We start from the raw sequence: 24,700 nt of genomic DNA on the forward strand, positions 1-24,700 counted from the left end.
GGAGGTATATCGTTGAGTACACAAGATGAACAATATGTAGTTTTTGCTATAAATGAAAATCTTTACGCCATCTCGATTCATGATGTGGCGGAAATTATCCGGATGCAAACTGTCAAATGGGTGCCGAATTCACGTGAGGAGTTTCTAGGTGTCATTCATTTAAGAGAGCATATTATTCCAATCATCAGTCTTCATCGGATTTTTTCTGAGAAAGAAAAAACAATAGATTCTAAAACAAGAATGATTGTTTTGCAGACCAGTGGACAAGAGTTTGGATTTGTGGTGGATGAGGTTGATCATGTCATGTTCTTATCGGATGAACATATCAGTCCTGCGCCGCACATGTCACAAAGTGAATGGATTACCGGGGTATACCACCATGATGACAAGACAATTGCTTTGTTGAATCTACAAACTCTACTGCGGCAGGTAGATATTCAAAAAGTTTTAGAATAGTATCACTTAAAAATTGAGGAAGTGTCCAAGTATGAAGTTTTTTAGCTGGTTTAATCATTTAAAAATAAGGACCAAAATATTATCTGTCTTTATTATTGTTGCCGTCCTTCAAATAGGTATTAATTCTTTGGGCTTGATCAATATGGGCAAGTTGAATGACGGAATGGGAGAAATGTACAACGACAGATTGAAGCTTATTGAGATCATGGCAGATAACGAGGTGCTTCTTCAAGAAGTCAGCGTTAAGTGGCGCGATGTATACGTGGCAGATTCCAGTGCTGAACTAATGGAGTCAGTGAATAAAATCAGATCGCAAATACAAGAAAATATGGAACTATACAGCAAAAATCCATCTTTAACAGATGAACAGAAAAAGCTTGTAGAAGATTTTAATTCTACATTCCAGGCGTTCAACAGCGCATATGATGAATCTATTACAGCGATAATCAACAAAAAGTCAGATTATAAAAGCTATATTGGCGGAGATTTGCTGAGTCAACAGAATAAACTGATTGGAATCGTCGATCAGTTGAAAGAAATTGATTCTGCCCAGGCTCAGGAAACATATAAAGAAGCAGAAGATACATATGGTTCGACCAAAATTCTCGCTAGCGTAATTATCATCATTGTATTGCTGATCAGCGTAGGAATGGGACTATTGATATCGAATGTCATTGCGCGTCCGCTTAAACAAGTAGTTCGACTCGTCGAGAAGGTAGCAGATGGAGACTTGACAGAAACAACAGATATCGAAACAAAGGATGAAATCGGTGCACTTGCTCGCTCAGTCAATACGATGGTGGTAAATTCGAGATCCACGGTTCAAAGCATTTTGAGCGCATCGGAAAACTTATCGGCGTCCTCTGAACAGGTTGCAGCAAGTATTGAGGAAATTGCCAGTGCGAGCACTAATCAGGGGAATGCTGCACAGACAATGAACGAATTGTTCAGAGAATTGTCTGAAGCCATCAATGCGGTTGCTGAGAATACTGAGCAAGCTGCGGAACTGGCGAACAAAACAGTTCAAATTGCACAGGCAGGGGAACAGGTGGTTCTTTCTTCAGTGGAAGGAGCCAACGCTGTAGATGAACAGATATCTAACTTAGAGCAGGAATCAAACAAAATTGGAGAAATTATTGGAGTGATTGATGATATTGCAGACCAGACGAACCTACTTGCTTTGAATGCTGCGATCGAAGCGGCCCGGGCTGGAGACCAGGGTAGAGGTTTCGCTGTAGTTGCGGAGGAAGTCCGTAAACTTGCAGAAAGAAGCAGTGAGGCAACAAAACAAATCACCGAGATTATTAAAGGGATGCAAGAAAATACAGCCCGAAGCGTGAAGTCTGTCAGGGAAGGCAGATCCTTTACTGAACAGTCAGGTGTAGCATTTGAAAATATTATTCAAATGGTGAATGACACAGGTAATAAAGTAACAGAAATAGCGGGTGCGAGTGAGGAGCAGGCGGCCCAATCAGTAGAAGTACTAACATTTATTGAAAGCATATCTGCAACGACGGAGGAAGCGGCTGCAAGTAGTGAAGAAACAGCCTCGGCAGCACAATCACTCAATGATCTTGCAGAGGAATTAAATACATCTGTTTCCTTTTTCAAATTAAAGTAAATGTCACCCAAAGTGCAAGGCCTTCTAACATCACACTGTGGTGCAGTTTGAATGAAGAAATATCTATATTATTTAACTTCACTAAGCAGAAGTCTATCACTTCTGTATGTGATGCGATGAATGCGTATTGGTATTCCATCCAGTGGGAGTTCAAACCTTGGCTGAATAAAGTTAAAGCCACCAGTGGATGCCACGGATTTTCAGAGAGAATTTATCGGGTGGAACTTGATAAATTCTGGGAGCAAATACGTCAAGGCGCATTTAATAATACTTGAGTTCACCCCCAATGGATTAATTGGGGGTGAACATAAATAAAGAAAAATATAGAGCAGGTGATCAAAATGGGGAAAGCAAGACAGGAACAATATGTTGCCATCGGTATTGGAACTGAGAAATACGCCATTAGGATACATGAAATCGAAGAAATTATACGAATGCAGGAAGTTACAAAAATACCAAATGTCCAAGCTCATATTAAAGGGGTTATTAACCTGAGAGGAAGGATCATTCCAATTGTCAGCCTTCGTCATCGCTTTGGATTGATTGAAGAGGAATATACAAAAGACACGCGGATTGTGGTTGTAAAATTTGAAGATGAGATGATTGGGATTGTTGTGGACAGTGTGAGTCAGGTGACTACGTTTAGCGAAATTCAGCCTCCGCCAGAAACGTTCGGAGATGTAAAAGGTTCGTTCTTCTCTGGTATTGGGCATGAGGATGAGGAACTGGTTAGTATATTAAATTTGGATAAAGTTCTCCAACAATAGGTGGTGAAACGAAATGGATACATTTGATTTAAGCGAGTTTTTAGGAGTATTCTTAGATGAAGTCGATGAGCAGCTGGATATTATTGACCAGGAGATTCTTGTGCTGGAACAAGAAGGGGAATCTCCAGAAGTCATACAAAGACTTTTCCGCGCTGCGCATACATTAAAAGGTTCGTCTGCAACAATGGGTTTTGAGGATATGACAAAGCTGACTCATGAAATGGAGCATTTGCTTGATCATGTCCGCAATGGCCGGCTGTCAGTCACTCATGATTTAATCAACCTTTTATTCAAGTGCCTGGATGAATTAAAACAGCTGAAGGAAGAAATTGTTTCGGGTCAAGACCCAAGAACAGACATTACACCGCTAATTGAGGAAGTGGAAAACTTTTCCGGCCAAAAGCCACCAGAGAAGAAAGAGGAAGAAGCTTCTGATGGACCATATTCCCTAGAAATTCAAGGAGACATTGATTCATATAGGGGGCAGGGCCTGAACGTATATAAACTATCTGTCCAGATTTCCGCAGAATGTGAAATGAAATCAGTACGTGCTTTTTTAATTAAAAATCAGTTGGAATCAAGCGGAGCAGACATGATCCAAACCTCACCGGACTTTGAAAACCCTGATAATCAGGAATCGGATTATGAAAAAGTGCAGTTTCTTATTGCAACGCAACAGAGCCAGCCGGAAGTTTTTGATCTTGTAAAAATGATGACCGATGTTGATGAGGTAACCGTGGATGCTTTAGGACAGCAAGCTGCGGAAAAGGAAGCAGCAGTTGCTGTTGAAGTAGAAACTATTGAAAAAGCCCCAGAGCCTGCTGAAGAGAAGAAAAAGGCTGAGGCTACCCTACCGTCAAAGGCTGTGCCACAAAAAGCGGGCGAGAAAAAGCCAGCCAAAGGACGGCAGGCGTCCCAAACGATCCGAGTGGATGTGGAACGTTTGGAGCATCTCATGAATCTAGTAGGAGAACTTGTTATTGACCAAACAAGAATCAGCCAAGTAAGCGGATTGCTTCATAACCGCTACACGGAAGATGATACCATTGATGATCTTGTTCAGGTTTCTGACCATGTTGCTCGTGTGATTGGGGAACTTCAGGAAAGTGTAATGAAAGTACGGATGCTGCCAATTGGGCAATTGTTCAGCAGGTTCCCAAGAATGGTCCGCGATCTGGCACAAACTCTGGATAAGGACATTGATCTTGTCATTGAAGGTCAGGAGACGGAATTGGACAGAACCGTCATTGAGAAAATTGGAGATCCTTTGATTCACTTGATTCGAAATGCTGTAGACCATGGCCTTGAATCAAAAGAGGAAAGGGCTAAAACGAATAAGCCTGCAAAAGGTGTTTTACGGATCACTGCCAGTCATGAAGAGAATCAAGTAGTCATCACAGTTGGAGATGACGGTGCAGGAATAGATCCTGAAAAAATGAAAAATTCGGCGATGAAAAAAGGCATCCTTACTGCTGAAGAAGCTGAAAAGCTTACTGATGATGAAGCGGCTTACCTCATTTTCCGTCCAGGCTTTTCCACAGCTAAAGAAGTGAGCGATGTCTCTGGACGTGGAGTTGGAATGGATATCGTCCGCAGCCATATTGAAAGCTTGAATGGAATCATTGAACTGGATACAAAGCTAGGGCAAGGTACTTCTTTTAAAATTAAGTTGCCATTGACATTGGCTATCATTACAGGTCTGATTATTAGATTGGCTGATAGGACCTTTATATTGCCAATGAGCAATGTCGTTGAAATTGTCCGGATTCATCCAGATACAATTCAAACAATCAAAGGTAAATCGATCGTGGTTGTCCGAGAACAAGTGCTGCCTGTTGTTTGGCTCCACGACTTGCTCCAAATTCCACGGGGAGCTTCGGAAAATAGGCAGCTCCCAGTTGTAATTGTAGGAGTAGGCGAGAAAAAGATTGCTCTGATTGTTGATGAACTCCAAGGAAATCAGGAAATTGTTGTTAAATCATTAGGGAAATATGTAGGAAAAATAAACGGAATCTCCGGGGCTACCATTTTAGGAGATGGCCGGGTAGAACTGATACTGGAAGTGGCCGGTATTAATAGAATGATTAATAATGTATAAATTTATGAACTGGAAGTGAGATTATATGAAAATTTTAATAGTAGATGATGCGGCATTTATGAGAATGACTTTAAGGAAGATGTTGGAAGAGTTCGGTCATGAGGTAATCGGAGAAGCTGTTGACGGGAATGATGCGGTAGAAAAATATAAAGAACTGAAACCAGATTTGGTTACAATGGATATCACCATGCCAAATAAAGACGGAATTACGGCTACGAAAGAAATCAAGCAATATGATCCGAATGCAAAAGTTCTCATTTCTTCCGCTATGGGGCAGGAGTCAATGGTGAAAGAAGCAATCATCGCAGGAGCGGTTGATTTCATTGTTAAACCGATCAATCCACAAAGAATGATGAATGCGGTAGCCAAGGCGGGAAAGAACTGATTTGAAGGAAGGCAGACCTTTAGTAATCTGTTCATGTTCAGGCTGCTAGTGAAGACTGAAATGAAGATTACCTTTACATAATGAAGCAGTTATAAGAGACCAAATGCATTAATGGAACTGACAAGTGGTTAAGCATGAGTCATCTTTCCGACTTTTTTATTATCACGCCCTATGCTTTTCAGGTAGGGAGTTTGTTGAAGTATCAGGAACTACTATCCATAGCATTAATGATAGATGCTATGGATAGAGCAGAAATAAATGTAATGTTTGAAAAGTAAAGAGCTGAAGGTGAAGTAATGCTTGAAGTATTGGACCAAAACCAAGATTACGATTTATTTATCCAGAGAATCAAGAGGCAGACAAACATCGACTTGCACTCTTATAAAGAAGATCAAATGAAGCGGAGATTGGCAGCCTTAAAAAGTAGAAAAGGCTTTCGGACATTTGATGAATTCTATAAAGCTATGATGCAGGATGAAATTCTTTATGAAGAATTTTTAAATCATATGACGATCAATGTCACAGAATTTTTTCGCAATCCCTCTAGGTGGGATGTGTTGGAAAATAAAATTATACCTGAACTACTGAAGGAAAAGAAAAGAATTAAATGCTGGAGTGCTGCATGTTCAACGGGGGAAGAACCATACAGCCTGGCCATGCTGCTTTCTTCGTTTCTGGACTGGAAAGATATACGGATATTAGCGACAGATATCAATCAAAAAGTCATTGATCAAGCAAAATCTGGCATATTCAACACAGGGACACTGAAAAATCTCTCCCCTTATTACCGGGAACAATTTTTTGCCAATCAGGGAAGACAGCATGTGATTGCAGAAAAGGTAAGAAAAAGCGTTCATTTTAGACAGCAGGATCTCTTGGCTGATCCTTTTGAGCAGGGATTTGATTTAATCATCTGTCGCAATGTCTTAATTTATTTTACCGACGAGGCGAAAGATCTTCTATTTCAGAAATTCAGCCGTGCACTGAATAAAGGTGGGTATCTTTTCGTCGGTGGCTCCGAGCAGATTTTTCAGCCGCAAAAGTATCAGTTGAAAGAAGCGGACACGTTTTTTTACAAAAAGATGTAGGTGAGATTGATATGGGAAAAATTAAAGTCCTTATCGTAGATGATTCTATTTTCATGCGGAAGCTTATTTCTGATTTCGTATCAAAGGATGATCGTTTAGAAGTAGCAGCGACCGCAAAGAACGGCCTAGAGGCTATCGAACTGACCGAAAAATTGAAGCCGGATGTCATTACGATGGATGTGGAAATGCCTGAAATGGATGGGTTGACGGCGTTAAAGCATATTATGCAAAGATTCCCGACCCCTGTTCTAATGGTCAGCTCTTTGACAGAAAAAGGGGCTTATGAGACGATCAAGGCTTTACAGCTTGGAGCAGTGGATTTTATTCAAAAACCATCCGGGTCTGTCTCTCTGGACTTGTTTCGGGTCAGGGAAGAACTGATTCTCAAAATCAAGGCAGTCGCGAAAGCGCGTCTGGCGAAAATTGAAGCTCCAGTTCGCAGAGAAGCAGTACAGCTCAAAACGAAGCCAGTCATTCAAAAAATAGAAAAGTCACAGCAGGTTATCACTGGTTTCAAACAATTATTTGTTGTTGGGACATCGACAGGAGGACCGAAAGCACTTGAAACGGTCATCACGGGTTTGCCTGCTGGTTTCAAAGACCCTCTTCTCGTCGTACAACATATGCCTCCAAAATTTACGGAATACCTGGCTAAAAGACTTGACAGCATTTCAAATATGAATGTTGTCGAGGCGCAGAATAATCAGGTTATCAGCGGAGGGACAGTTTATATTGCCCCTGGGGATTATCACATGGGGGTACGTCAAAGAGGGAATGAATACAGAATTGTGCTGAATAAAGAAGCGCAGTGCAACGGACATCGCCCTTCCGTTGATGTCTTATACGATTCAGTTAGTAAACTAACCGGATTAAAACGCCATTATATTATCATGACAGGAATGGGCGGAGATGGAGCTGCCGCAATGAAAAGAGCAAAGGATTCAGGAGCAGCTATTACGACGATTGCAGAATCCGAGGAGACATGTATCGTATACGGAATGCCGAAAACGGCTGTTAATCTTGGCTGTGTCGATCACATTCTCCCACTAACTCGCATTTCTACCAAAATGATTGAGTTGTCCAAATAAAAGTACATAATTGAATCAGCTCTCGGTATTAATCGGGAGCCTCTCTTTATAAAGAATTTTTTCACTTTTAATTTTGTTTTGAATTATTGAATGAATGGGATTTTTTAAAAGGGGGTATAAAGAATGAAGTTTTTCTCAAGATTTTTGAATTTAAAAACATCATTGAAGTTAATATTCGCTTTTATTTTCATAGCCTGCATCCAGATAGGTGGCGGTTTTTTCGCAGTCTATAACATGGGGAAACTGAATGAGAACACAGAAAATATGTATGGTGAAAGCCTTCAGCCTATTCAATATTTGAATGAGACAAGATACCTTTTTCAAGAGTTAAAAGTAAACTGGCGTGATATTTTTATCAGTGTCTCCAATAAAGAGAGGGAGAAGCTTTTGGAAGATGTCAAAGATGCAAGAACCGAAATCAACCGGAATATTGAGTTATACAGCAGAACATCACTGAATAAAGAGCAGAAAGAATTGCTGAATAGATTTGAAACAGAATTGGCTCAATACAACCGAGAATATGACAGATCGATAGAAGTCATTATTAAAAATGATACTAAATACTTTAATCAAATGAACTTGAGCAAATTGCAAATTGAATTGGGGATCATAATCAATAAACTGATAGAAATCAATACTGCTGAAGCAGAAAATGAGAATATGGATTCTGGAAAAACATATACAATGGTGAAAACAATCACTTTGTTTAATATTACGTTAACTTTTATACTGTGTATCTTTTTTGGATTTCTGATCTCGCGTCTTATTGCTAAACCGCTTAATCGAGTCGTCCGTCTTGTTGAGAAAGTGGCTGATGGAGATTTGACGGAAACGACTGATATCCAAACAAAGGATGAAATTGGAGTACTGGCACAGTCTGTTAACCGAATGGTAGCCAACTTAAGGGAAATGATTCAAAAGATATTGAATGCAGCTGAAAATCTGTCGGCATCCTCGGAGCAGGTATCCGCAAACACTGACGAGATTGCCAGTGCCAGCGCCAATCAGGCGAATGCTGCACAGACGATGAATGAGCTGTTCAGTGAATTGTCGGATACGATTCATTCTGTTGCCAAAAATACGGAACAGGCGGCTAAACTGGCAAATGAAACCATCACAATTGCGCAGGATGGAGAAGAAGTTGTGCTATCCTCTGTGGAGGGAGCTAATGTTGTCAGTGACCAAATGGCCAATTTGGAGCAGAATTCAAATAAGATTGGTGAAATTATTGAAGTTATTGACGACATTGCAGATCAGACAAATCTATTAGCATTGAATGCCGCCATTGAAGCCGCACGTGCCGGGGAGCAAGGAAGGGGTTTCGCCGTTGTGGCTGAGGAGGTTCGAAAGCTTGCTGAAAGAAGTGGAGAGGCAACAAAACAGATTACCTCAATCATCAAAGAGATGCAAGATAACACGGAGTTGAGTATAACATCAGTGCAAGATGGACTTCTTATTACACAAAAAACTGGCGCGGCCTTTGAACGAATAATTAAAATGGTAAAAGATACAGGACATAAAGTGACGGAAATAGCCAGTGCCAGTGAGCAGCAGGCTGCTCAGTCGTCTGAGGTGTTACATTTCATTGAAAGTATATCTGCGGCAACTGAAGAGGCAAGTGCAAGTAGTGAAGAAACTGCTTCCACTGCTCATTCCTTGACCGAACTGGCAGAAAAATTGAATGTGTCTGTTTCCAATTTTAAGCTCTAGATCAAACACACCTTGGTGTATTTGCGCCCAGATTTTATCGGGCTCGGCGAGGCATTCGCCGGAGGCTTTAATTTCATTCAGCCAGGGTTTAAACTAATACGCATTGTGTGTTTATCTCACCACTTACAGAGGTGGAAGATTTCATGAAGTAAAATATCCTTATTCAATAAAATAAGTGGGAAATGAAAGAAGGCTTGTTGCAAAAAACAAGTCTTTCTCACTTTATTTTGATAAAATAGATATGATTGTAAAACTCAAATAAAAGACGAAAGAGTTGAAGCACATGGAGACACTTAAAATAGCTGTCATTCCGGGGGATGGAATCGGTCCTGAAGTTATTGCAGAAGGAATTAAAGCCCTGCAAAAAGCTGCTCAGTTAGATGGAAGGGTTCAATTTGAATTTACCCATTTTCCTTGGGGCTGCGAATATTATCTTGAGCATGGCAGAATGATGGATGAAGATGGAATAGATCGCTTAAAGGAATTCGACGCCATTTATTTGGGTGCTGTCGGCTATCCTGGTGTTCCTGACCATATATCCCTTTGGGATTTGCTGTTGCGAATCCGGAAAAGCTTTGATCAATACGTGAATATACGCCCTATTCAGCTTTTGAATGGAGCACCTTGTCTGCTAAAAAACGGCAGCAAGGAAAAAATAGATATGTTGTTTATCCGTGAAAATAGCGAAGGTGAATATTCTGGGGCAGGGGACTGGCTCTTTAAAGGGAAGCCTGAAGAAGTGGTTCTTCAGACAGGTGTTTTTTCCAGGAAGGGAACTGAGCGGATTATTCGCTATGCTTTTGAAACAGCAAAAGAAGCCGGAAAATCAGTAACAAGCATCAGTAAGGCAAACGCACTCAATTATTCTATGGTTTTTTGGGATGAAGTGTTTGAAGAGGTTAGCAAAGAGTATCCGGAAATTCAAACGTATTCATATCTGGTTGATGCTGCGGCCATGCATATGATCACTGATCCGGAACGTTTCGAAGTTGTAGTCACATCGAATCTATTCGGAGATATTTTAACTGATGTCGGCGCTGCACTTGCTGGTGGGATGGGGCTTGCTGCTGGTGCAAATATCAATCCGGAGAGGGAATACCCTTCCATGTTCGAACCGGTACATGGTTCAGCTCCTGATATCGCTGGAAAGGGAGTTGCCAATCCTCTAGCAACGGTCTGGTCAGCCAGCCAAATGTTTGACTTTTTCGGCTATAATGATTTGGGAGAGAAGCTTTTGAAAGCGATCGAAATAATTTTGGAAGAAAATAAGGTACTTACCCCTGATCTAGGAGGAAAAGCCTCTACATCGGAAGTTGGAGATCGCATTTCTGAAATTTTAGATGATCTTTTTTAAAAACACTATTGAAGGATATAGGGGAAAAAGGAGAGAAGAATTACATGCCAAAAGAAGAAAAACAACAATTATTTAAAGAGGCGCTGGGAAATTATCCAACAGGTGTTACAATCGTGACTGCTGTTGCAGAGGATGGGACTCCAGTAGGTCTTACTGTTAATTCATTTGCTTCCGTATCATTGGATCCTTTACTTATTTTATGGTCAGTCGACCATCGTGTATCATCCAAGGATGCTTTTATCAATGGGGAGACGTTTGCAGTACATATTTTGGCTGCGGATCAAGTGGAACTTTGCAAGACGTTTGCCACACCTAATGTCGACCGTTTTAGCCAATGCAACTGGAACATGTCAGAGCATAATGTGCCTGTTATTGATGGAGCGTTTGCTGTTCTGCAATGCAAGTTGCATCAAGCCGTGGAAGCAGGTGACCATACAATTATCATTGGAGAAGTGGTGGATATTGCCGTCGAGAAACGCGATCCAATGCTCTATCACAGAAGAAATTTCGGATCTATTCCTGCCCAATTTTATACAAACATTGATGAGAAAAAATAACGAATATAGGTTGTGAATTAAAACGATAACAATCGTACAAACACTGTTCTAATCAATGCATTATGAATAAGAAAGGATGATAGGAAGATGGATGTCTTTTTTATAACAGGTGCTTCCAGAGGAATCGGTCTTGCTTTAAGTAAAAAGCTCATAGGTTCAAACAATGTGCTTGTTTGCACGGCGCGTTCAAAGAATCAAGAGCTTGAGGAGCTTGCAAATGAACAAAATGGCAAACTGGTGTTTCTTGAGTTCGATTTGGCTGAAACCCCTCGTCTGGAAGAGCTGATGGATGCTATGATTTCTCATGTTCCGGAGTTTCCAAGTTCCATTACGCTCGTCAATAATGCTGGTATGATCGAACCAATTGGCCATACAGAGGACAATTCTCAGGCTGCAATTGAAAAGAACATTGCCGTCAACCTGACTGCACCAATGATTTTGACATCTGCCTTTATCCGAAAGCTCAAGGAAAAGCATGTTCCAAAACGAGTTCTTAATATTTCATCCGGTGCGGGACGTCATGCATATGCTGGCTGGAGCAGTTATTGTGCGAGTAAGGCAGGACTTGACCATTACTCCAATACTGTGGCATTGGAACAGAAAAAAGAACCTTTCGGTGTGAAGATCGTGTCTGTTGCTCCAGGTATTATTGATACAGATATGCAAAAAGAGATACGGGCAACCAACACTCAGAAGTTTGGACTTGTAAAACAGTTTATCGAATATAAAGAAAAGGGACTGCTCAGCACACCAGAGGAGACAGCGTCTAAGCTTGCAGACCTGATCCAAAGCGATCACTTTTCGGAGTTGGACGTCCTGCTTGATTTGAGCACTATTTAAGCCTTTGCATTGGTATTAAAAAATCGCCTGCATTTATATGTGTGGGCGATTTTTTTATGAATAAAGAAAAATATAAGTTGTTATGGAAAATTTTATTCAAAGCAAGCTTTATCTTTGTTCAGCTACAACATGCAAGGACGTCGCGTTCTGAGCCTGCCTCCGTACAAGAAGTCAATTGTACCACCGAAGCGACTTGAGGCGCCATCGGCCAGCGGCAAGGCTCAGGTCACAAGAAGTTCATTCGGGAAAAATATGCTCCTACGGTACAGTTTATTCCCTCGTCTCAAAACTGCATGAAGCTACTCAGGGAATGTAATTGAAATGAGCAGCTTTGCAGTGGTGGCTGAGGAACTCTCCATCAAAATTTCTCCTGAGCTTGCCGCCTAAGGCCGCATCTATCGTTTTTCTTATCATCTATGGAACCTTTTTTCGTAATTGGAGATTGCAAGCAGAGGGAAAATATATTGATAGCTATGATAATGGATGTAAAAAGATCCTCCCATCCCTTGGCCAACTGGATAATCCCAAGTCCAATCTTTATGATCATAAGATTGAAGCAAATAGCGGACTCCCGCTTCAATTTCCGGTGTTGGCTGATTTTCTGAGGCAATTAGTGCATCTAAAGCCCAAGCTGTTTGAGTAATATGGCTTTTTTGCAGCGGCACGTACTTATTTTCAAGGTCGCTATTGCATGATTCACCCCATCCACCATCTTTATTTTGAATTTTTTTAAGCCAAGAGGCTGCTTTTTGAATACTTTTATGTTGTCGGTCAATTCCTGTTGCGAGCAGCCCGGTCATAGCTGCCCATGTGCCATATATATAACAGATTCCCCACCGACCGTACCAGGATCCGTCCTTTTTCTGATCGGCAGTAAGCCATTTCACCCCATCCCTAATCCTCTTACTCGTTATGGGCATGTTTGTATAATTACCTAAAAATTCTAGGGTCCTTCCAGTCAAGTCGGCGCTGCTTGCATCTGAAATAAGGAATCTGGCTTTGTCGATAGGAAGCAGATTCATAATCTTTTTATCAACATTTCTTTCAAAAGCGGGCCACCCGCCGTCATCATTTTGCATAGAAATGACCCAGTTCGTTCCACGATCCCATGATGGGAGTATGGCTGAATTCTCAGTCACTAATGGCGAAAATGCCCGTAAAGCCGCCGTTGTATCATCAACGTCAGGGTTGAATGTATTGATATCTGAAAATCCCCATCCACCAGGCAATACGCCAGGATTATTGATGACCCAGTCACCATATTTATAATGTTCTCTTTCCAATAAGTACTCATTGGCTGCAATGATTGTCGGGTCTGATGGCGAAAGTCCTGCATTTTGCAATGTAAAGGAAATTAAAGTGGTATTCCATACATTCGCTGTCGTGTATTGCATGTGTGGATATCCGTCAATCGTACTTTCCATTGCTTTCAGACCATTAACTGCCTTCAAAATGACTGGATCGTCCTTCTTGTAACCGAGAGACATAAGCGCGAAAATCATCAGAAAAGTGGCGCTGAAATAACTATAAAATGTACCATCGGATTCAAGGTGGTTGAACATGTATCGTTTTGCCCGCTCGATGGCATATGAACGGACTTGCTGGGGAGCCATTAAGATGCTCTTAATCCCATGTTCGATGATAGAAAAGATATTTTCAAAGCCGCGCTTTTCCTCCTCCGAAAAAAAATCGTTTGTCCTTTTGACGAAAAGGTCGGAAAGATCAGGGCTATTCTTAGTCTTTCTAGTGTATTTTTTTGCAGATAAAATCATAATCGGAGCAAGATTGGCCCTTCCAAATACGGAAAAATCATAAAAATTAATTGGGAAAGAAAGGGGGAGAAGGATAAGTTCAACTGGTAGCGGAAAGAACGCGGGCCACTTGTATTGTCCAGTCAACGCTAGCATGATTTTTGTGAACATCTCTGTTTTTTCCATCCCGCCGTTTCTTACTATGAAGCTTTTCGCTATGCGGAGATGGGAGCTGTGCTTTGAATAGAAGCCTGAATACAGCAAGGCATAATAAGCTTCCACAGTGTAGGATAAATTACCATCTTTTTCATCGTAATAAAGTTTCCAGGAGCCGTTTGCCTCTTGTTTACTAAGAATTCGTTCCGCTAACCTCCGAATCAAATCTTCATCATTTATTTCCAGAGTCCTTAATAATATGATCATATAGGCATCGGTTTTGACGCCTGTGTCAAAGGGATAATCCCAGGAACCGTCGGCTGTCTGGTCACCTTTCAGAATTTCTGTAATCTTATGGATCAATTCTTTCGTACTGGTAGCCATATTGAATCATCTCCCTGACAAATATTTATTCAAGAACGGTGAAAGAATTCTTGGCGGGGGTGAGGAAAGATTTTCTTTTGCAAAAAGAAGAAAAAAACAGAGCCGCTTTCTCACCAACTCCACGAAATAAAGGGGAAATTGAAGAAAAGTTTGCGAAATCCCTGCCAACTGAAGATCGAACATGTATCAGAAAAGGATCAAATGATTGTTGGACAAATCAGACAGACAACGAAAATGCTGAATAGTAACAATGTTACAAGGACAAAAGCGTATCTTGATTTTTATCTGCGATACCCGGAAATTCATTGGGCGTTCCTGGGACATCTTGTTTCAAGAAACGGCGGATGGAACATGACTGATTTGAAAGGTGATTTACTTTCAAGACTGATGAGTGAAAAAAAACAGGAAGAATTCTTCGAATTTCTGGAACGCGGCAACTGGCTGATTTTTCAGGATGCATTTCCACAATTTTTACTTTATGAAGAGAGTCTAAGACAGGGGCGAAGCTTGTTCTATCTCCTACCTTGTTTGGACATATCCAGGTTTATGGAGGTGATTTGGAACGATTTTTGGCTGCGGAGAGATTCTTATATATTGGCTATGGCGCAAGTTGTGAATGAACAAAGCTATTTGGAAGCGAGAATGATTCAGAATCCCTTTTATAAGGAAAAAGTTCTTCATACGCTGGAGTTTGTTTTACAGGATCTACTTTCATTTAATCAAATATTATTTCCATCAGGTGGAGAAAAGACTGTACTAACAGGCATGACGATTCATCAATTTGGATCATTGCACGAGCGGATTGTCCTTGGAAGAAAATTGTATCAATTGCTTTTTAAACGACACAAGGAAATCTTAGGCTGGTGCCTGTCTCATGTTCATTCAGGGTCCAGAAAGGACTACTGGCCGCATATATTTAATGATGTCAACGAGGGAGTGCCTGGTCCGCTTCAAATTCGAAGACTCAAAAATTGCCGTTTGATCAAAGGCTCACCCAAATTATTTAGTCCTTTGCTTGAACATGTATGGCCAAATATGAGGCATCGTCCTGCTGAATCCGGTGACTGGTTTGATGATCCTGATGTTGTCGTCTATTTAAAAAAGATTGATGAAGTGATAGATGGAGAAATAACAGGTGATTATTGTGAAACCCTTCAGAATCTCGAACTTGCAGTTCTTGCGAAAAAAGCAGTATTTATATAGAAATCCTGGCAGCTTTCCGGCTATTGTATTCGCCATGCTTGTAGGGACTTATCTGGACTTATTTTTCACCGGGATAGGTATGTATTCGTTTCCGATCCGTCCGTTTGCCGACGTTTTTGACATTCATATCGTTTTCAATCTTGTAGGGCTGCCTATCCTTATCTGGTTTTTTTTATGGGGGGGAAGCAGAATGTCTAAGGGAGGTAGGAGCGTTTTAATCATTTTTTTGAGTCTGGCTGGCCCTGTGCTGGAGGTTTTTTCAGAATCAAAAGGTTTATTCTTACATTCAGAAGAGTGGAAGCACTGGTATTCTTTTGTGGGGTATTTCCTATTTTTGTTATCGGTTTGGGTTATCTTCACGAAGACAAACGGACAAAAGAGTTGATAGGACGTTTGAAATTAGTAGGATATATTTTTTTCAAAAGGGGGAGAGGCGCATGATTCAACACCCGGGCGGGTTTTGGAGAAGGTTGTTAGGAAATTTGTTGGATGCCATCATTATCGGAATTCCAATTGGTATATTAGGATATATTTTGACAGGTGATACAGAAGGCAATTTTTTTACTAAATTGCTGAACTACCTATATTATTTAATTGTTCCGGTAGTTTGGTTGGGATATACAGTCGGCAAGAGAATCGTAGGTGTCCGCATTGTAAAGGTTGACGGTGGAAAAGTAGGACTAGGGGCGATGTTCCTTCGAACTTTCGTGTCGGGCTTGGTCTATGTTGCGACATTGGGCATGGGGTTAATCGTCAGTGCTTTTATGGTGGGGTTACGCGAGGATAAAAGGGCGATACATGACTTGATCGCTGGCACTTATGTTACTACGGATAGCCACCAGCTATAGAATCTAAGCGGGAATTCCCCTCTCTGTGATACAATATGATTAATTTTAGATTTGTTCGGCAATGAGGGGGATTCAATGAAAAATTGGCATTTATATATTTTAATAACAACGGTCATGGTGGTTTGGGGCTTTAATGTGATAGCCATTAAAATCATTGTTACTCATTTTGCTCCAGTAACCATCACATCATTGCGGATTTTCATTGCCTTTCTTACGCTCGCACCTATGTTGTTTTACCGCAGTGAAATTAAAAAGCTTGCGAAAAAAGATATATTGTTCATAGGTTTGGTGGCTGTATTTGGAGTTCTCGGACATCACTGTTTCCTTTCAGTGGGACTCAGCAAGACAAGCGCGGCTAATGGCGGACTAATCCTTGGCTCGGTCCCAATCGTTACAACAGTGGCGGCAGCACTGTTCCTTGGAGACCGCTTGACTATTTTCCGTATTTTCGGACTAGTATTCGGCTTTTCTGGTGTCGCATTAATCATGCTTATGAAACCAGGTGCTTCATTCAATTTTGCTGTGGGTGATATTTTCATATTTTGTGCGGTGTTATCACAGGCCATTAGTTTTATTTTAATTAATAAAATGTCAAACACAGCGGGAACGCAAGCAGTGACGGGACTTTCTCTCATGATGGGTTCAGTCATGCTTTTCTCCGTGAGCCTTGCAATAGAACCAACAGGTTTGGCAACGTTGCAAACTGGCAATCTCACAGCTTGGCTTGTATTCTTCGCTTCTGGCGTCATTGCAACAGCTTTTGGTCACCTTATCTATAATCATGCCATACAGAAAATCGGAGCAGGGCAGGCTTCGTTGTTTTTAAACTTATCCCCGTTCTTCTCACTTGTCGGAGCCTTTTTATTTTTGGGTGAGGAAATTTACTCTATTCAATGGATGGGATTTTTCTTTATTGTGGTGGGAGTTGTATTAGGGACGGGATTTTTGGAGCAGAGGAGCTTAATCCGTACAAAAAAATCGGCGTAAATGTTGATAAAACTATTTTGTAAAAGGCGAAGGAATCACGATTTTGGGGTTTCTTCGTCTTTCCTTTTGGTGTTCTTTCCTTTCTGCGCTTGTATTTTGCTCACTATTGGAAGTTAAGCACATGAAAGAAACATATCACCAAAATGTTTAATAGTTTACCAATCTAAAAGAGTTTGTATATTCGAATAATTGCTTGAATATACTGAGGTTTAGTGATTAAATGAAGGAAACAAGGTGACTTTTACATAAATGGGGGTGGGTTCAATAACTATATCGGGTAGCTTATTAGAATTGAAAACGGTAGTGCCTGAAGAGCGCTTTGCAGATGGAGAAACGGATCATTTGCTTGGAAATGGAGGGAGTATTTCGGTATATCCGCAGTCGGAAGAGGAGATTGTGAATCTATTATCGCATGCCAATCAATCTGGACAAACAGTTTCTATCATGGGAGCGGGAACGAAAAGAGGTTATGGTGGCCTGGCTGACAGTGCCGATATTTTATTGTCATTAAAAAAGTACAGCGGCATTGTTGAGCACATTCATGGGGATATGACGGTCACTGTCAAAGCGGGAACCTGTTTTGGCGACCTTCAGGAATATCTTGCTCATTATAATCAAAGGCTTGCGATTGATCCTTTTACACCACAGTCCTCGACTATAGGCGGGATCATTGCTGCAAATGACAGTGGTCCAAAACGACTCGGTCACGGTTCTGCGAGAGATTCGGTCATTGGATTGAGGGTTGTGTATCCTGATGGGACGTTAATTCGTACTGGCGGAAAGGTTGTAAAAAATGTGGCCGGATATGATATGAATAAATTATTTATTGGTTCAATGGGCACACTTGGAGTCCTTTCGGAAGTGACACTGAAGCTCAAGCCCCTTCCGAAATATGAAAGCTTGGTTCTTCTATCATTTCCTGAAGATGACATGAAGCAGATTAGGCAATTTTCCATCCAGTTGCTTGACTCGATGTTAGAACCCGTAACGCTGGAATTGCTCAATCCGTCATTAGCTGAGAGGTTGACCGGAACTTACAACAAGACATTGGCAATCGCTTTTGAAGATGTCGAAAGCTCTGTCATGTACCAGGAAAATGTATTAAGGGATATGAAGCCTGATACAGCGAATATCAAAATATTCTCAGAGGAAGAAACTCGCGACTTTTGGAAAAAGCTATATGAAAGCCCTATCAATGAATCGTCAGAGGAATTGACAGCGTCAGTGAAAATAGGCGTGGTTAATATGGACGTGCTTCATATAATAGAAGAAACTATCCAGATTGAGAGTCCTGGTCGCTTAGTTATCCAAGCGCATGGGGGATTAGGACACGGTTTATGCCGGGCAGAAATTAAGGGGGAGGAAAGATTAGTAATCAATGCGCTGGCTCAATTGAGGAGCATAGCCGAGGAACGCGGTGGATATGCGACTTTCACCCATTTACCGTATAAGCAAAGAAGACAGGTCGATATATGGGGAGAAAAGCCGCCAGCTTTTTTCCTTATGGAAAGAATTAAGAAAACGATTGATCCAAATGGCATTTTAAATCCGCAAAGATTTTTGGGAGGGATTTAGGAGTGGCAGTGACAGTAAAGGAGACCAATCAGGAACCGGCATGCAGCACGATGCAATTGGGAAATTACCTTTGGAATGATCCGCCTGATCCGAAAAAATGGGCAGATTGTGTCCATTGCGGGATGTGCTTGGAGTCCTGCCCTACGTATGAGATCACCGGTCAGGAGCAACATTCGCCAAGAGGCAGAGTGCATTTGATCCAATCAGTTGCCGAAGGGCGCCTTGAAGTCAATTATGAACTGATTGATCCCGTTTTTGACTGCTTGGATTGCCGTGCGTGCACAACTGCCTGTCCAGCAGATGTAAATGTAGGCGGACTGATTGAAGAGGCAAGAGGTCAGATCCGGCAGGCAATGCCTTTGACAGGCTGGAAAAGGGCAGTCACTAAATTATTTTTGGAAAAATTGTTCCCCTATCCAGAGCGGATGAATGCTTTTGGCAGTTTGCTGAAATTTTACCAAAAGAGTGGTGTGCAGACAGCGGTAAGAAAGACCGGCTTGATTCATATTATGCCGGATCACTTGGTGGAAATGGAAGGAATCATGCCGAACATCAAAAATTCTGTTCGAAAAAAATATAAACACGAAAAAGTAATCAAAGCTCAAATGGATAAGAAGGCGGAAGTTGCTTTGTTTGCGGGATGTGTAATGGATGTGATGTTTGGCGACGTAAATGAAGCGACCATCAATGTACTGATTAGAAATGGCAATGATGTGACACTCCCGAAGAATCAGACATGTTGTGGGGCACTTCATGTTCATGCCGGTGACAGAGAGCTCGGCAGGGAACTGGCCAAGCAGAATATCGCGGCATTCGAAGAAGCGGAAGCAGTTATCGTCAATGCGGCAGGGTGCGGTTCTATGATGAAAGAATACCACGAACTATTTAGAGATGATCCCGAATGGAAAGTGAGGGCAGAGAAATTCTCGGAAAAAGTGGTTGATATTGCAAAGTACCTCCATGATACAGGATACGAAAAACCAAAAGCCTCTATTGAAACGACGATCACTTATCATGATGCCTGTCATCTGGCTCACGGCCAAGGAGTTCGGCAGGAACCGCGTGACCTGCTGCTTGATATTCCCGGGGTGAAAATGGTTCACATGCCAAATGCCGACAGATGCTGTGGCAGTGCAGGAATTTATAACATAACCAATCCTGAAATGGCCGATGCGGTGCTACAAAGCAAAATGGAAAATGTTCCGGAAGAAGTTGAGTTGATATCAATGGGCAATCCGGGGTGTATGCTTCAAATGGCGCTCGGAGTCCAGAAGTATGGCCGTAATCAAAAGATTGTTCATACGGTCCAATTATTGGATTGGGCCTATCAAAAAGAAGTTCGGGAGGTGGAATGAGATTGGCAGCTTCTATAAAAATAAAAGATAAACACATTCTGAACCTTGCGAAACTTGTTTCTGGCCCCCGTTCGATTCTTTATAAAAAAACAGATTTGGCAGCTTATGATTGTGATGGATTCACTATAGAAAAGTATGTACCAAGGGCGGTGGTTTTTCCGAAAAATACAGAGGAAGTGGCAGCTGTTGTCAAATACTGTTCAGAAAACGACCTGCCGTTTTTGGCACGGGGAGCGGGGACGGGATTAAGCGGAGGAGCTATCCCGATTAATGGAGAAGTAATCATCAGTCTGACAAGAATGAAAAGATTGCTTAGCGTTGATCTAGAAAATAGCAGGGCAGTGGTTGAACCTGGTTTCGTCAATTTGAAGTTGACTCATGCCATTTCTGATCAGGAATATTATTATGCACCGGACCCATCAAGCCAATACTGCTGCACCATTGGCGGCAATGTAGCAGAAAATGCTGGAGGAGCACATTGTTTGAAATATGGTGTAACGACCAATCATATATTGGGATTAGAGGTTGTACTGCCGAATGGTGATGTGATTGAAATTGGAAAAAGTGGAATTCCTGATGCGCCTGGATATGATTTGTTGGGGCTTTTGACTGGATCCGAAGGGACCCTTGGGATTGTCACGAAAATCACTGTGAGGATTTTAAAGAACCCCGAAGCCAAGCAGACAGTGCTCGCTTATTTTGACAAAGTTGAAGATGGCAGCCAGGCAGTGTCTGACATTATTTCAACGGGGATTGTTCCTGCTGCTCTTGAAATGATGGATAAAATTGCAATTGAAGGAGTTGAAGCTGCTGCATTTCCTGTTGGTCATCCAAGAGATATAGAGGCTCTTCTATTAATTGAAGTGGATGGCATCTGTGCGGGAATAGAGGAACAGATCAATCAAATTTTGGAAGTATGCAGAAATCGGAATGTCAGGGAAGTAAGGGCTGCGAAAAACGAGGAGGAAAGAGAAAGGTGGTGGGCTAACAGAAAAACAGGTTTTGGGGCAATGGGAGCTATCTCGCATGATTATCTTGTGCAGGATGGTGTTATTCCTCGAAGCAAGCTTCCAGAAGTTTTGAGTCAAATCAATGAAATCAGTCAAAAGTCAGGATTGCGGATAGCGAATATTTTTCATGCAGGAGATGGGAATCTTCATCCGCTCGTATTGTTTGATTCCCGTGTGCCGGGTGAAACTGAGAAGGCCATTGAAGCCGGCAGTGCTTGTTTAAAGGTTTGTGCTGATGCCGGTGGAACGATTACGGGCGAACACGGCGTAGGAATTGAAAAGAAAGAAGAGATGCGGTTTGTCTTCAAAGATGAAGAGATCAGAGCCCAGACAGCTATAAGGAAGGTTTTCAATGATAACGATTTACTTAATGCAGGAAAACTATTCCCAACACCTGGAAAATGCGCTGAGATTAAACAGGAGCTGAAAAAAGCATAAGAGAAAAGCTAAAAAAATATCTGTGGATAGGGTCCATGTGCAGATGTTTTTTTACTTCATTCAGGAGAAGTCCCCTACTTATGTAAATAAATGTAATATTAGCCTGAAAATTGTATCCAAATAATAATGTTACATCTTCAGCACTAGGTGCCATCTGCGTAAGGAACAAGTCGCGTGGAAGTATTCAGGAACAATGTGCTCCTGCGGCGCAGCTTATTCAAAGACGCGCATGTTACCCTCATCGCAAAGCCGCATGATACATTCTCAAGGAATCAATTTACGATGTAGATGTAATTGAAATGAGCAGCTTGTTGTGGAGAGGGAAATACTACCTCCTCTCAGTTTGTCTTGTGCTTGTCGCCTAATGCTGCTCGCTTTGCTATAGATCACAGCTGTATAAAACAACGAAGCACCTTAGAAAGGGCACTGATATAAAAGAAAGGGGAAAGTGCAAATATGAGTACAGGATTACTTGCCATTTTGTCTCTCTTGCCCATTATTGCCGTAGGTGTATTTCTTGTTGGTCTCAGATGGCCCGCGAGCAGGGCGATGCCTATTTCCTATGTTTTAGCTGTTGTACTAGCGCTGTTTGTCTGGAAGGTCCCAGAGTTGAATGTCGCGGCAGCGACCATTAATGGTGTCATTGTAGCGATTACGCTTTTGTACATTATTTTTGGAGCCATTTTACTGTTAAATACTTTACAAGAAAGCGGCGGAATGAGAACGATCCGCCGCGGATTTACGGACATTTCGGAAGACCGAAGAATTCAGGTTATCATTATTGCTTGGCTGTTCGGATCTTTCATTGAAGGTTCCGCAGGATTTGGTACTCCCGCTGCAGTGGCGGTTCCTTTGCTTGTAGGTCTGGGTTTCCCGGCAATGGCAGCTGTTGTAGCTGGTATGGTGATACAAAGCACACCGGTTACCTTTGGGGCAGTTGGTACACCTGTTTTGGTAGGAATTCAATCGGGCCTTTCAGCGGAGCCGAGCATTAGTCATGATTTTCTGCAGCTAGTCACGATGATTGGCGGAAAAGCTGCCATTTTACACATGATCGCTGGGACATTAATCCCGCTGTTTGTCGTTTCGTTGATGACCAGATTTTTCGGGAAAAACAAATCGTTCACCGAAGGGCTCAAAGTGTGGAAATTTGCTCTTTTCGCTGCTTTTGCTATGACGATTCCTTATGTACTTGTCGCTAATACGCTCGGACCTGAATTCCCGTCTATGACAGGAGGACTAGTTGGCTTACTGATTGTTGTCATGGCTGCGAAGAAAGGCTTCCTTTTACCGCCAAAAGAGGAAACGTGGAATTTTGAAGAGGAATCAAAGTGGGATCCAGAGTGGACTGGCAAAATCGTTCTAAAAGACATTGCTCACAAAAATGGTTCGATGAGCATGATTAGAGCATGGTTACCCTATGTCCTCGTGGCTCTCTTCCTAGTATTGACAAGATTGAAGTCACTTCCGTTACTGGAATGGACCCAGTCATGGACGATCGCTTTTGAAAACATGTTTGATTCAGGAATAACAGCCAGCTTTCAACCGCTTTACTCACCTGGTACTATTTTTATTGTAGTTTCTGTCATAACATTCTTTTTACATGGAATGAATGGGAACGCATATAAAAGGGCCTGGGCACAATCGGGTAAAACCGCATTGGCTGCATCTACGGCACTCATTTTTACTGTACCAATGGTGCAGGTGTTTTTAAATACCGGCGGAGGCGCTGCTGGATATGAGAGAATGCCAATTGAACTGGCCCATGGTGTTGCGGCAATTGCGGGTGAGTTCTGGCCGTTTTTTGCTACTTTCATCGGAGGTCTCGGTGCATTTATTGCAGGAAGCAATACAGTCAGCAACATGATGTTCTCTCTTTTCCAATACGATGTTGGTTCTCAAATTGGAGTGGATCCTAGCTGGATTGTCGCATTGCAATCAGTAGGCGGAGCAGCTGGAAATATGATTTGCGTCCATAATGTTGTGGCAGCATCGGCGGTTGTCGGACTCCTTGGAAAAGAAGGGACTGTTATCCGAAAAACACTATTTCCCTTTGCTTATTATGCCTTGTTCACTGGAGCAATCGGCTACTCAATTGTCTGGTACTCCCAGAAAGGGATATTGAATCTAGGCTCTATTATTGCCTTGATTATCGTATTTGCTGCGATCTATATAATTGCTACAAATAAAAAACGGGCAAGCAAGGTCGAAATGCCTGTTTCAACCGATCCATTTAAAAACGTAAAATAAAAGAGAAAGCATTCGCCTGGATTGATTGGGCGAATGCTTTTTCAAGCTTGCTTTTCATTGACCATACTGGTCTATTTTTGTTATATTTGTATCGACCACTTTGGTCTAGAAGTTGTTTTCCAGAATAAAATCATAAAAGGGGTGGATGAAATTACAGAGACCTTTCAAAAAGTTGAAGAAGATAAACGAAATCGTATTATCAAAGCAGCCCTTCAAGAGTTTGCGGATAATGGATATGAACAGGCATCAACGAACCGGATCGTCAAAGCTGCGGAAATAGGCAAGGGGATGCTCTTTTATTATTTCAAGAATAAGGAGACTCTATTTCAATATTTGGCTAAATATAGCTGTGACATCATTATGGATGATTATTTTAGCCAGATAGAACCTAATCCCGATTTTCTGGAAAGACTTAGAAAAGCTGCAAAGGTGAAAATGAAGGCTTACACCGAGTATCCTGAAGTGTTTAACTTTATGGGGAATATCCTGCTTTCCGGTAAGCATGAATTGCCAGCAGACATAAATGAGAAAATCGAAAAATTAAAACAAACGGGTTACGCATTGATGTATAACAATATTAATACTTCTTTGTTTCGAAGGGATGTTGATGTAAACAAGGCCTTTCAACTGATTAGGTGGTCCATAGAGGGCTATGAGAATGATCTGATCGGAAGGTTACAAGGAAAAAAGTTTTCTTCTGTTCAATTTGATCCGTATTGGGATGAATTTTACGAGTATTTGGATATTTTAAGAAAACTGTACTATCAATAGAGAGGATG

Annotated in this window: 21 protein-coding genes; 20 read left to right on the top strand and 1 reads right to left on the bottom strand. The window is 41.6% G+C overall.

The genetic code is table 11. From position 1 onward, the window contains the following. The first annotated feature begins 12 nt into the window (after window positions 1-12). The 11 genes from H9631_RS11250 to H9631_RS11300 all read left to right on the top strand — a co-directional run bounded on the left by H9631_RS11250 (window position 13) and on the right by H9631_RS11300 (window position 11,964). The gene (locus H9631_RS11250) at window positions 13-456 is read left to right on the top strand and encodes a chemotaxis protein CheW (RefSeq protein WP_191812826.1); all 444 of its coding nucleotides are present in this window, start codon (window positions 13-15) and stop codon (window positions 454-456) included. A gap of 31 nt (window positions 457-487) precedes the next feature. Further along, complete coding sequence (locus tag H9631_RS11255) at window positions 488-2,077, top strand: methyl-accepting chemotaxis protein (RefSeq protein ID WP_191812828.1); 1,590 nt, start codon at window positions 488-490, stop codon at window positions 2,075-2,077. 341 nt (window positions 2,078-2,418) lie between these two features. Next, window positions 2,419-2,844 (top strand): chemotaxis protein CheW, encoded by a 426-nt coding sequence (locus H9631_RS11260; RefSeq protein WP_191812830.1) that lies wholly within the window; start codon window positions 2,419-2,421, stop codon window positions 2,842-2,844. Window positions 2,845-2,857: 13 nt separating this feature from the next. Continuing rightward, window positions 2,858-4,942: a chemotaxis protein CheA gene (locus tag H9631_RS11265; RefSeq protein WP_191812832.1), complete on the top strand. Its 2,085-nt coding sequence runs from the start codon at window positions 2,858-2,860 to the stop codon at window positions 4,940-4,942. A 25-nt stretch (window positions 4,943-4,967) separates the two neighbouring features. Continuing rightward, on the top strand, window positions 4,968-5,327 hold the full coding sequence (locus tag H9631_RS11270; RefSeq protein ID WP_191812834.1) for a response regulator: 360 nt from the start codon (window positions 4,968-4,970) through the stop codon (window positions 5,325-5,327). A 296-nt stretch (window positions 5,328-5,623) separates the two neighbouring features. After that, entirely contained in the window at window positions 5,624-6,415 is a 792-nt protein-coding gene (locus tag H9631_RS11275) for a CheR family methyltransferase (protein WP_191812836.1), read from the top strand. A gap of 11 nt (window positions 6,416-6,426) precedes the next feature. After that, entirely contained in the window at window positions 6,427-7,503 is a 1,077-nt protein-coding gene (locus tag H9631_RS11280; RefSeq protein ID WP_191812838.1) for a protein-glutamate methylesterase/protein-glutamine glutaminase, read from the top strand. Between the two features lie 123 nt (window positions 7,504-7,626). Beyond that, entirely contained in the window at window positions 7,627-9,213 is a 1,587-nt protein-coding gene (locus H9631_RS11285) for a methyl-accepting chemotaxis protein (RefSeq protein ID WP_191812840.1), read from the top strand. 283 nt (window positions 9,214-9,496) lie between these two features. Next, window positions 9,497-10,567 (top strand): tartrate dehydrogenase, encoded by a 1,071-nt coding sequence (locus H9631_RS11290; RefSeq protein WP_191812842.1) that lies wholly within the window; start codon window positions 9,497-9,499, stop codon window positions 10,565-10,567. A gap of 44 nt (window positions 10,568-10,611) precedes the next feature. Then, window positions 10,612-11,124: a flavin reductase family protein gene (locus H9631_RS11295; RefSeq protein WP_191812844.1), complete on the top strand. Its 513-nt coding sequence runs from the start codon at window positions 10,612-10,614 to the stop codon at window positions 11,122-11,124. A gap of 87 nt (window positions 11,125-11,211) precedes the next feature. Next, window positions 11,212-11,964 carry a (S)-benzoin forming benzil reductase gene (locus H9631_RS11300; protein ID WP_191812846.1) on the top strand — a complete coding sequence of 251 codons (753 nt, stop codon included), beginning with the start codon at window positions 11,212-11,214 and terminating at the stop codon, window positions 11,962-11,964. A 410-nt stretch (window positions 11,965-12,374) separates the two neighbouring features. Here H9631_RS11300 and shc read toward each other — a convergent pair whose 3' ends face one another. Next, complete coding sequence (shc, locus tag H9631_RS11305) at window positions 12,375-14,255, bottom strand: squalene--hopene cyclase (protein WP_191812848.1); 1,881 nt, start codon at window positions 14,253-14,255, stop codon at window positions 12,375-12,377. 138 nt (window positions 14,256-14,393) lie between these two features. Here shc and H9631_RS11310 point away from each other — a divergent pair, with 138 nt between their 5' ends. From H9631_RS11310 to H9631_RS11345, 9 genes are all read left to right on the top strand, one after another. Next, the gene (locus H9631_RS11310; RefSeq protein ID WP_225220995.1) at window positions 14,394-15,458 is read left to right on the top strand and encodes a DUF2515 family protein; all 1,065 of its coding nucleotides are present in this window, start codon (window positions 14,394-14,396) and stop codon (window positions 15,456-15,458) included. Then, entirely contained in the window at window positions 15,400-15,843 is a 444-nt protein-coding gene (locus H9631_RS22710; RefSeq protein ID WP_318246802.1) for a CBO0543 family protein, read from the top strand. Before H9631_RS11310 ends, H9631_RS22710 begins: the two co-directional genes overlap by 59 nt. A gap of 52 nt (window positions 15,844-15,895) precedes the next feature. Continuing rightward, window positions 15,896-16,306 (top strand): RDD family protein, encoded by a 411-nt coding sequence (locus H9631_RS11315; protein WP_191812850.1) that lies wholly within the window; start codon window positions 15,896-15,898, stop codon window positions 16,304-16,306. 75 nt (window positions 16,307-16,381) lie between these two features. After that, the gene (locus tag H9631_RS11320; protein ID WP_191812852.1) at window positions 16,382-17,293 is read left to right on the top strand and encodes a DMT family transporter; all 912 of its coding nucleotides are present in this window, start codon (window positions 16,382-16,384) and stop codon (window positions 17,291-17,293) included. Between the two features lie 249 nt (window positions 17,294-17,542). Continuing rightward, window positions 17,543-18,868, top strand: coding sequence for an FAD-binding oxidoreductase (locus tag H9631_RS11325; RefSeq protein ID WP_191812853.1), 1,326 nt, complete (start codon window positions 17,543-17,545; stop codon window positions 18,866-18,868). 50 nt (window positions 18,869-18,918) lie between these two features. Then, complete coding sequence (locus H9631_RS11330) at window positions 18,919-20,223, top strand: (Fe-S)-binding protein (protein ID WP_191812914.1); 1,305 nt, start codon at window positions 18,919-18,921, stop codon at window positions 20,221-20,223. Then, entirely contained in the window at window positions 20,220-21,671 is a 1,452-nt protein-coding gene (locus H9631_RS11335) for an FAD-linked oxidase C-terminal domain-containing protein (RefSeq protein WP_191812855.1), read from the top strand. The genes H9631_RS11330 and H9631_RS11335 overlap by 4 nt, the downstream gene beginning before the upstream one ends. Window positions 21,672-22,127: 456 nt before the next feature. Next, a complete protein-coding gene (locus tag H9631_RS11340; protein ID WP_191812857.1) occupies window positions 22,128-23,921 on the top strand; it encodes an L-lactate permease in 1,794 nt (597 codons plus the stop codon). 33 nt (window positions 23,922-23,954) lie between these two features. Next, a complete protein-coding gene (locus H9631_RS11345) occupies window positions 23,955-24,692 on the top strand; it encodes a TetR/AcrR family transcriptional regulator (protein ID WP_191812859.1) in 738 nt (245 codons plus the stop codon). The last annotated feature ends 8 nt before the right edge of the window (window positions 24,693-24,700 follow it).

Source organism: Bacillus norwichensis (assembly GCF_014836955.1).
GTDB classification, from domain to species: Bacteria; Bacillota; Bacilli; order Bacillales; family Bacillaceae_C; genus Siminovitchia; species Siminovitchia norwichensis.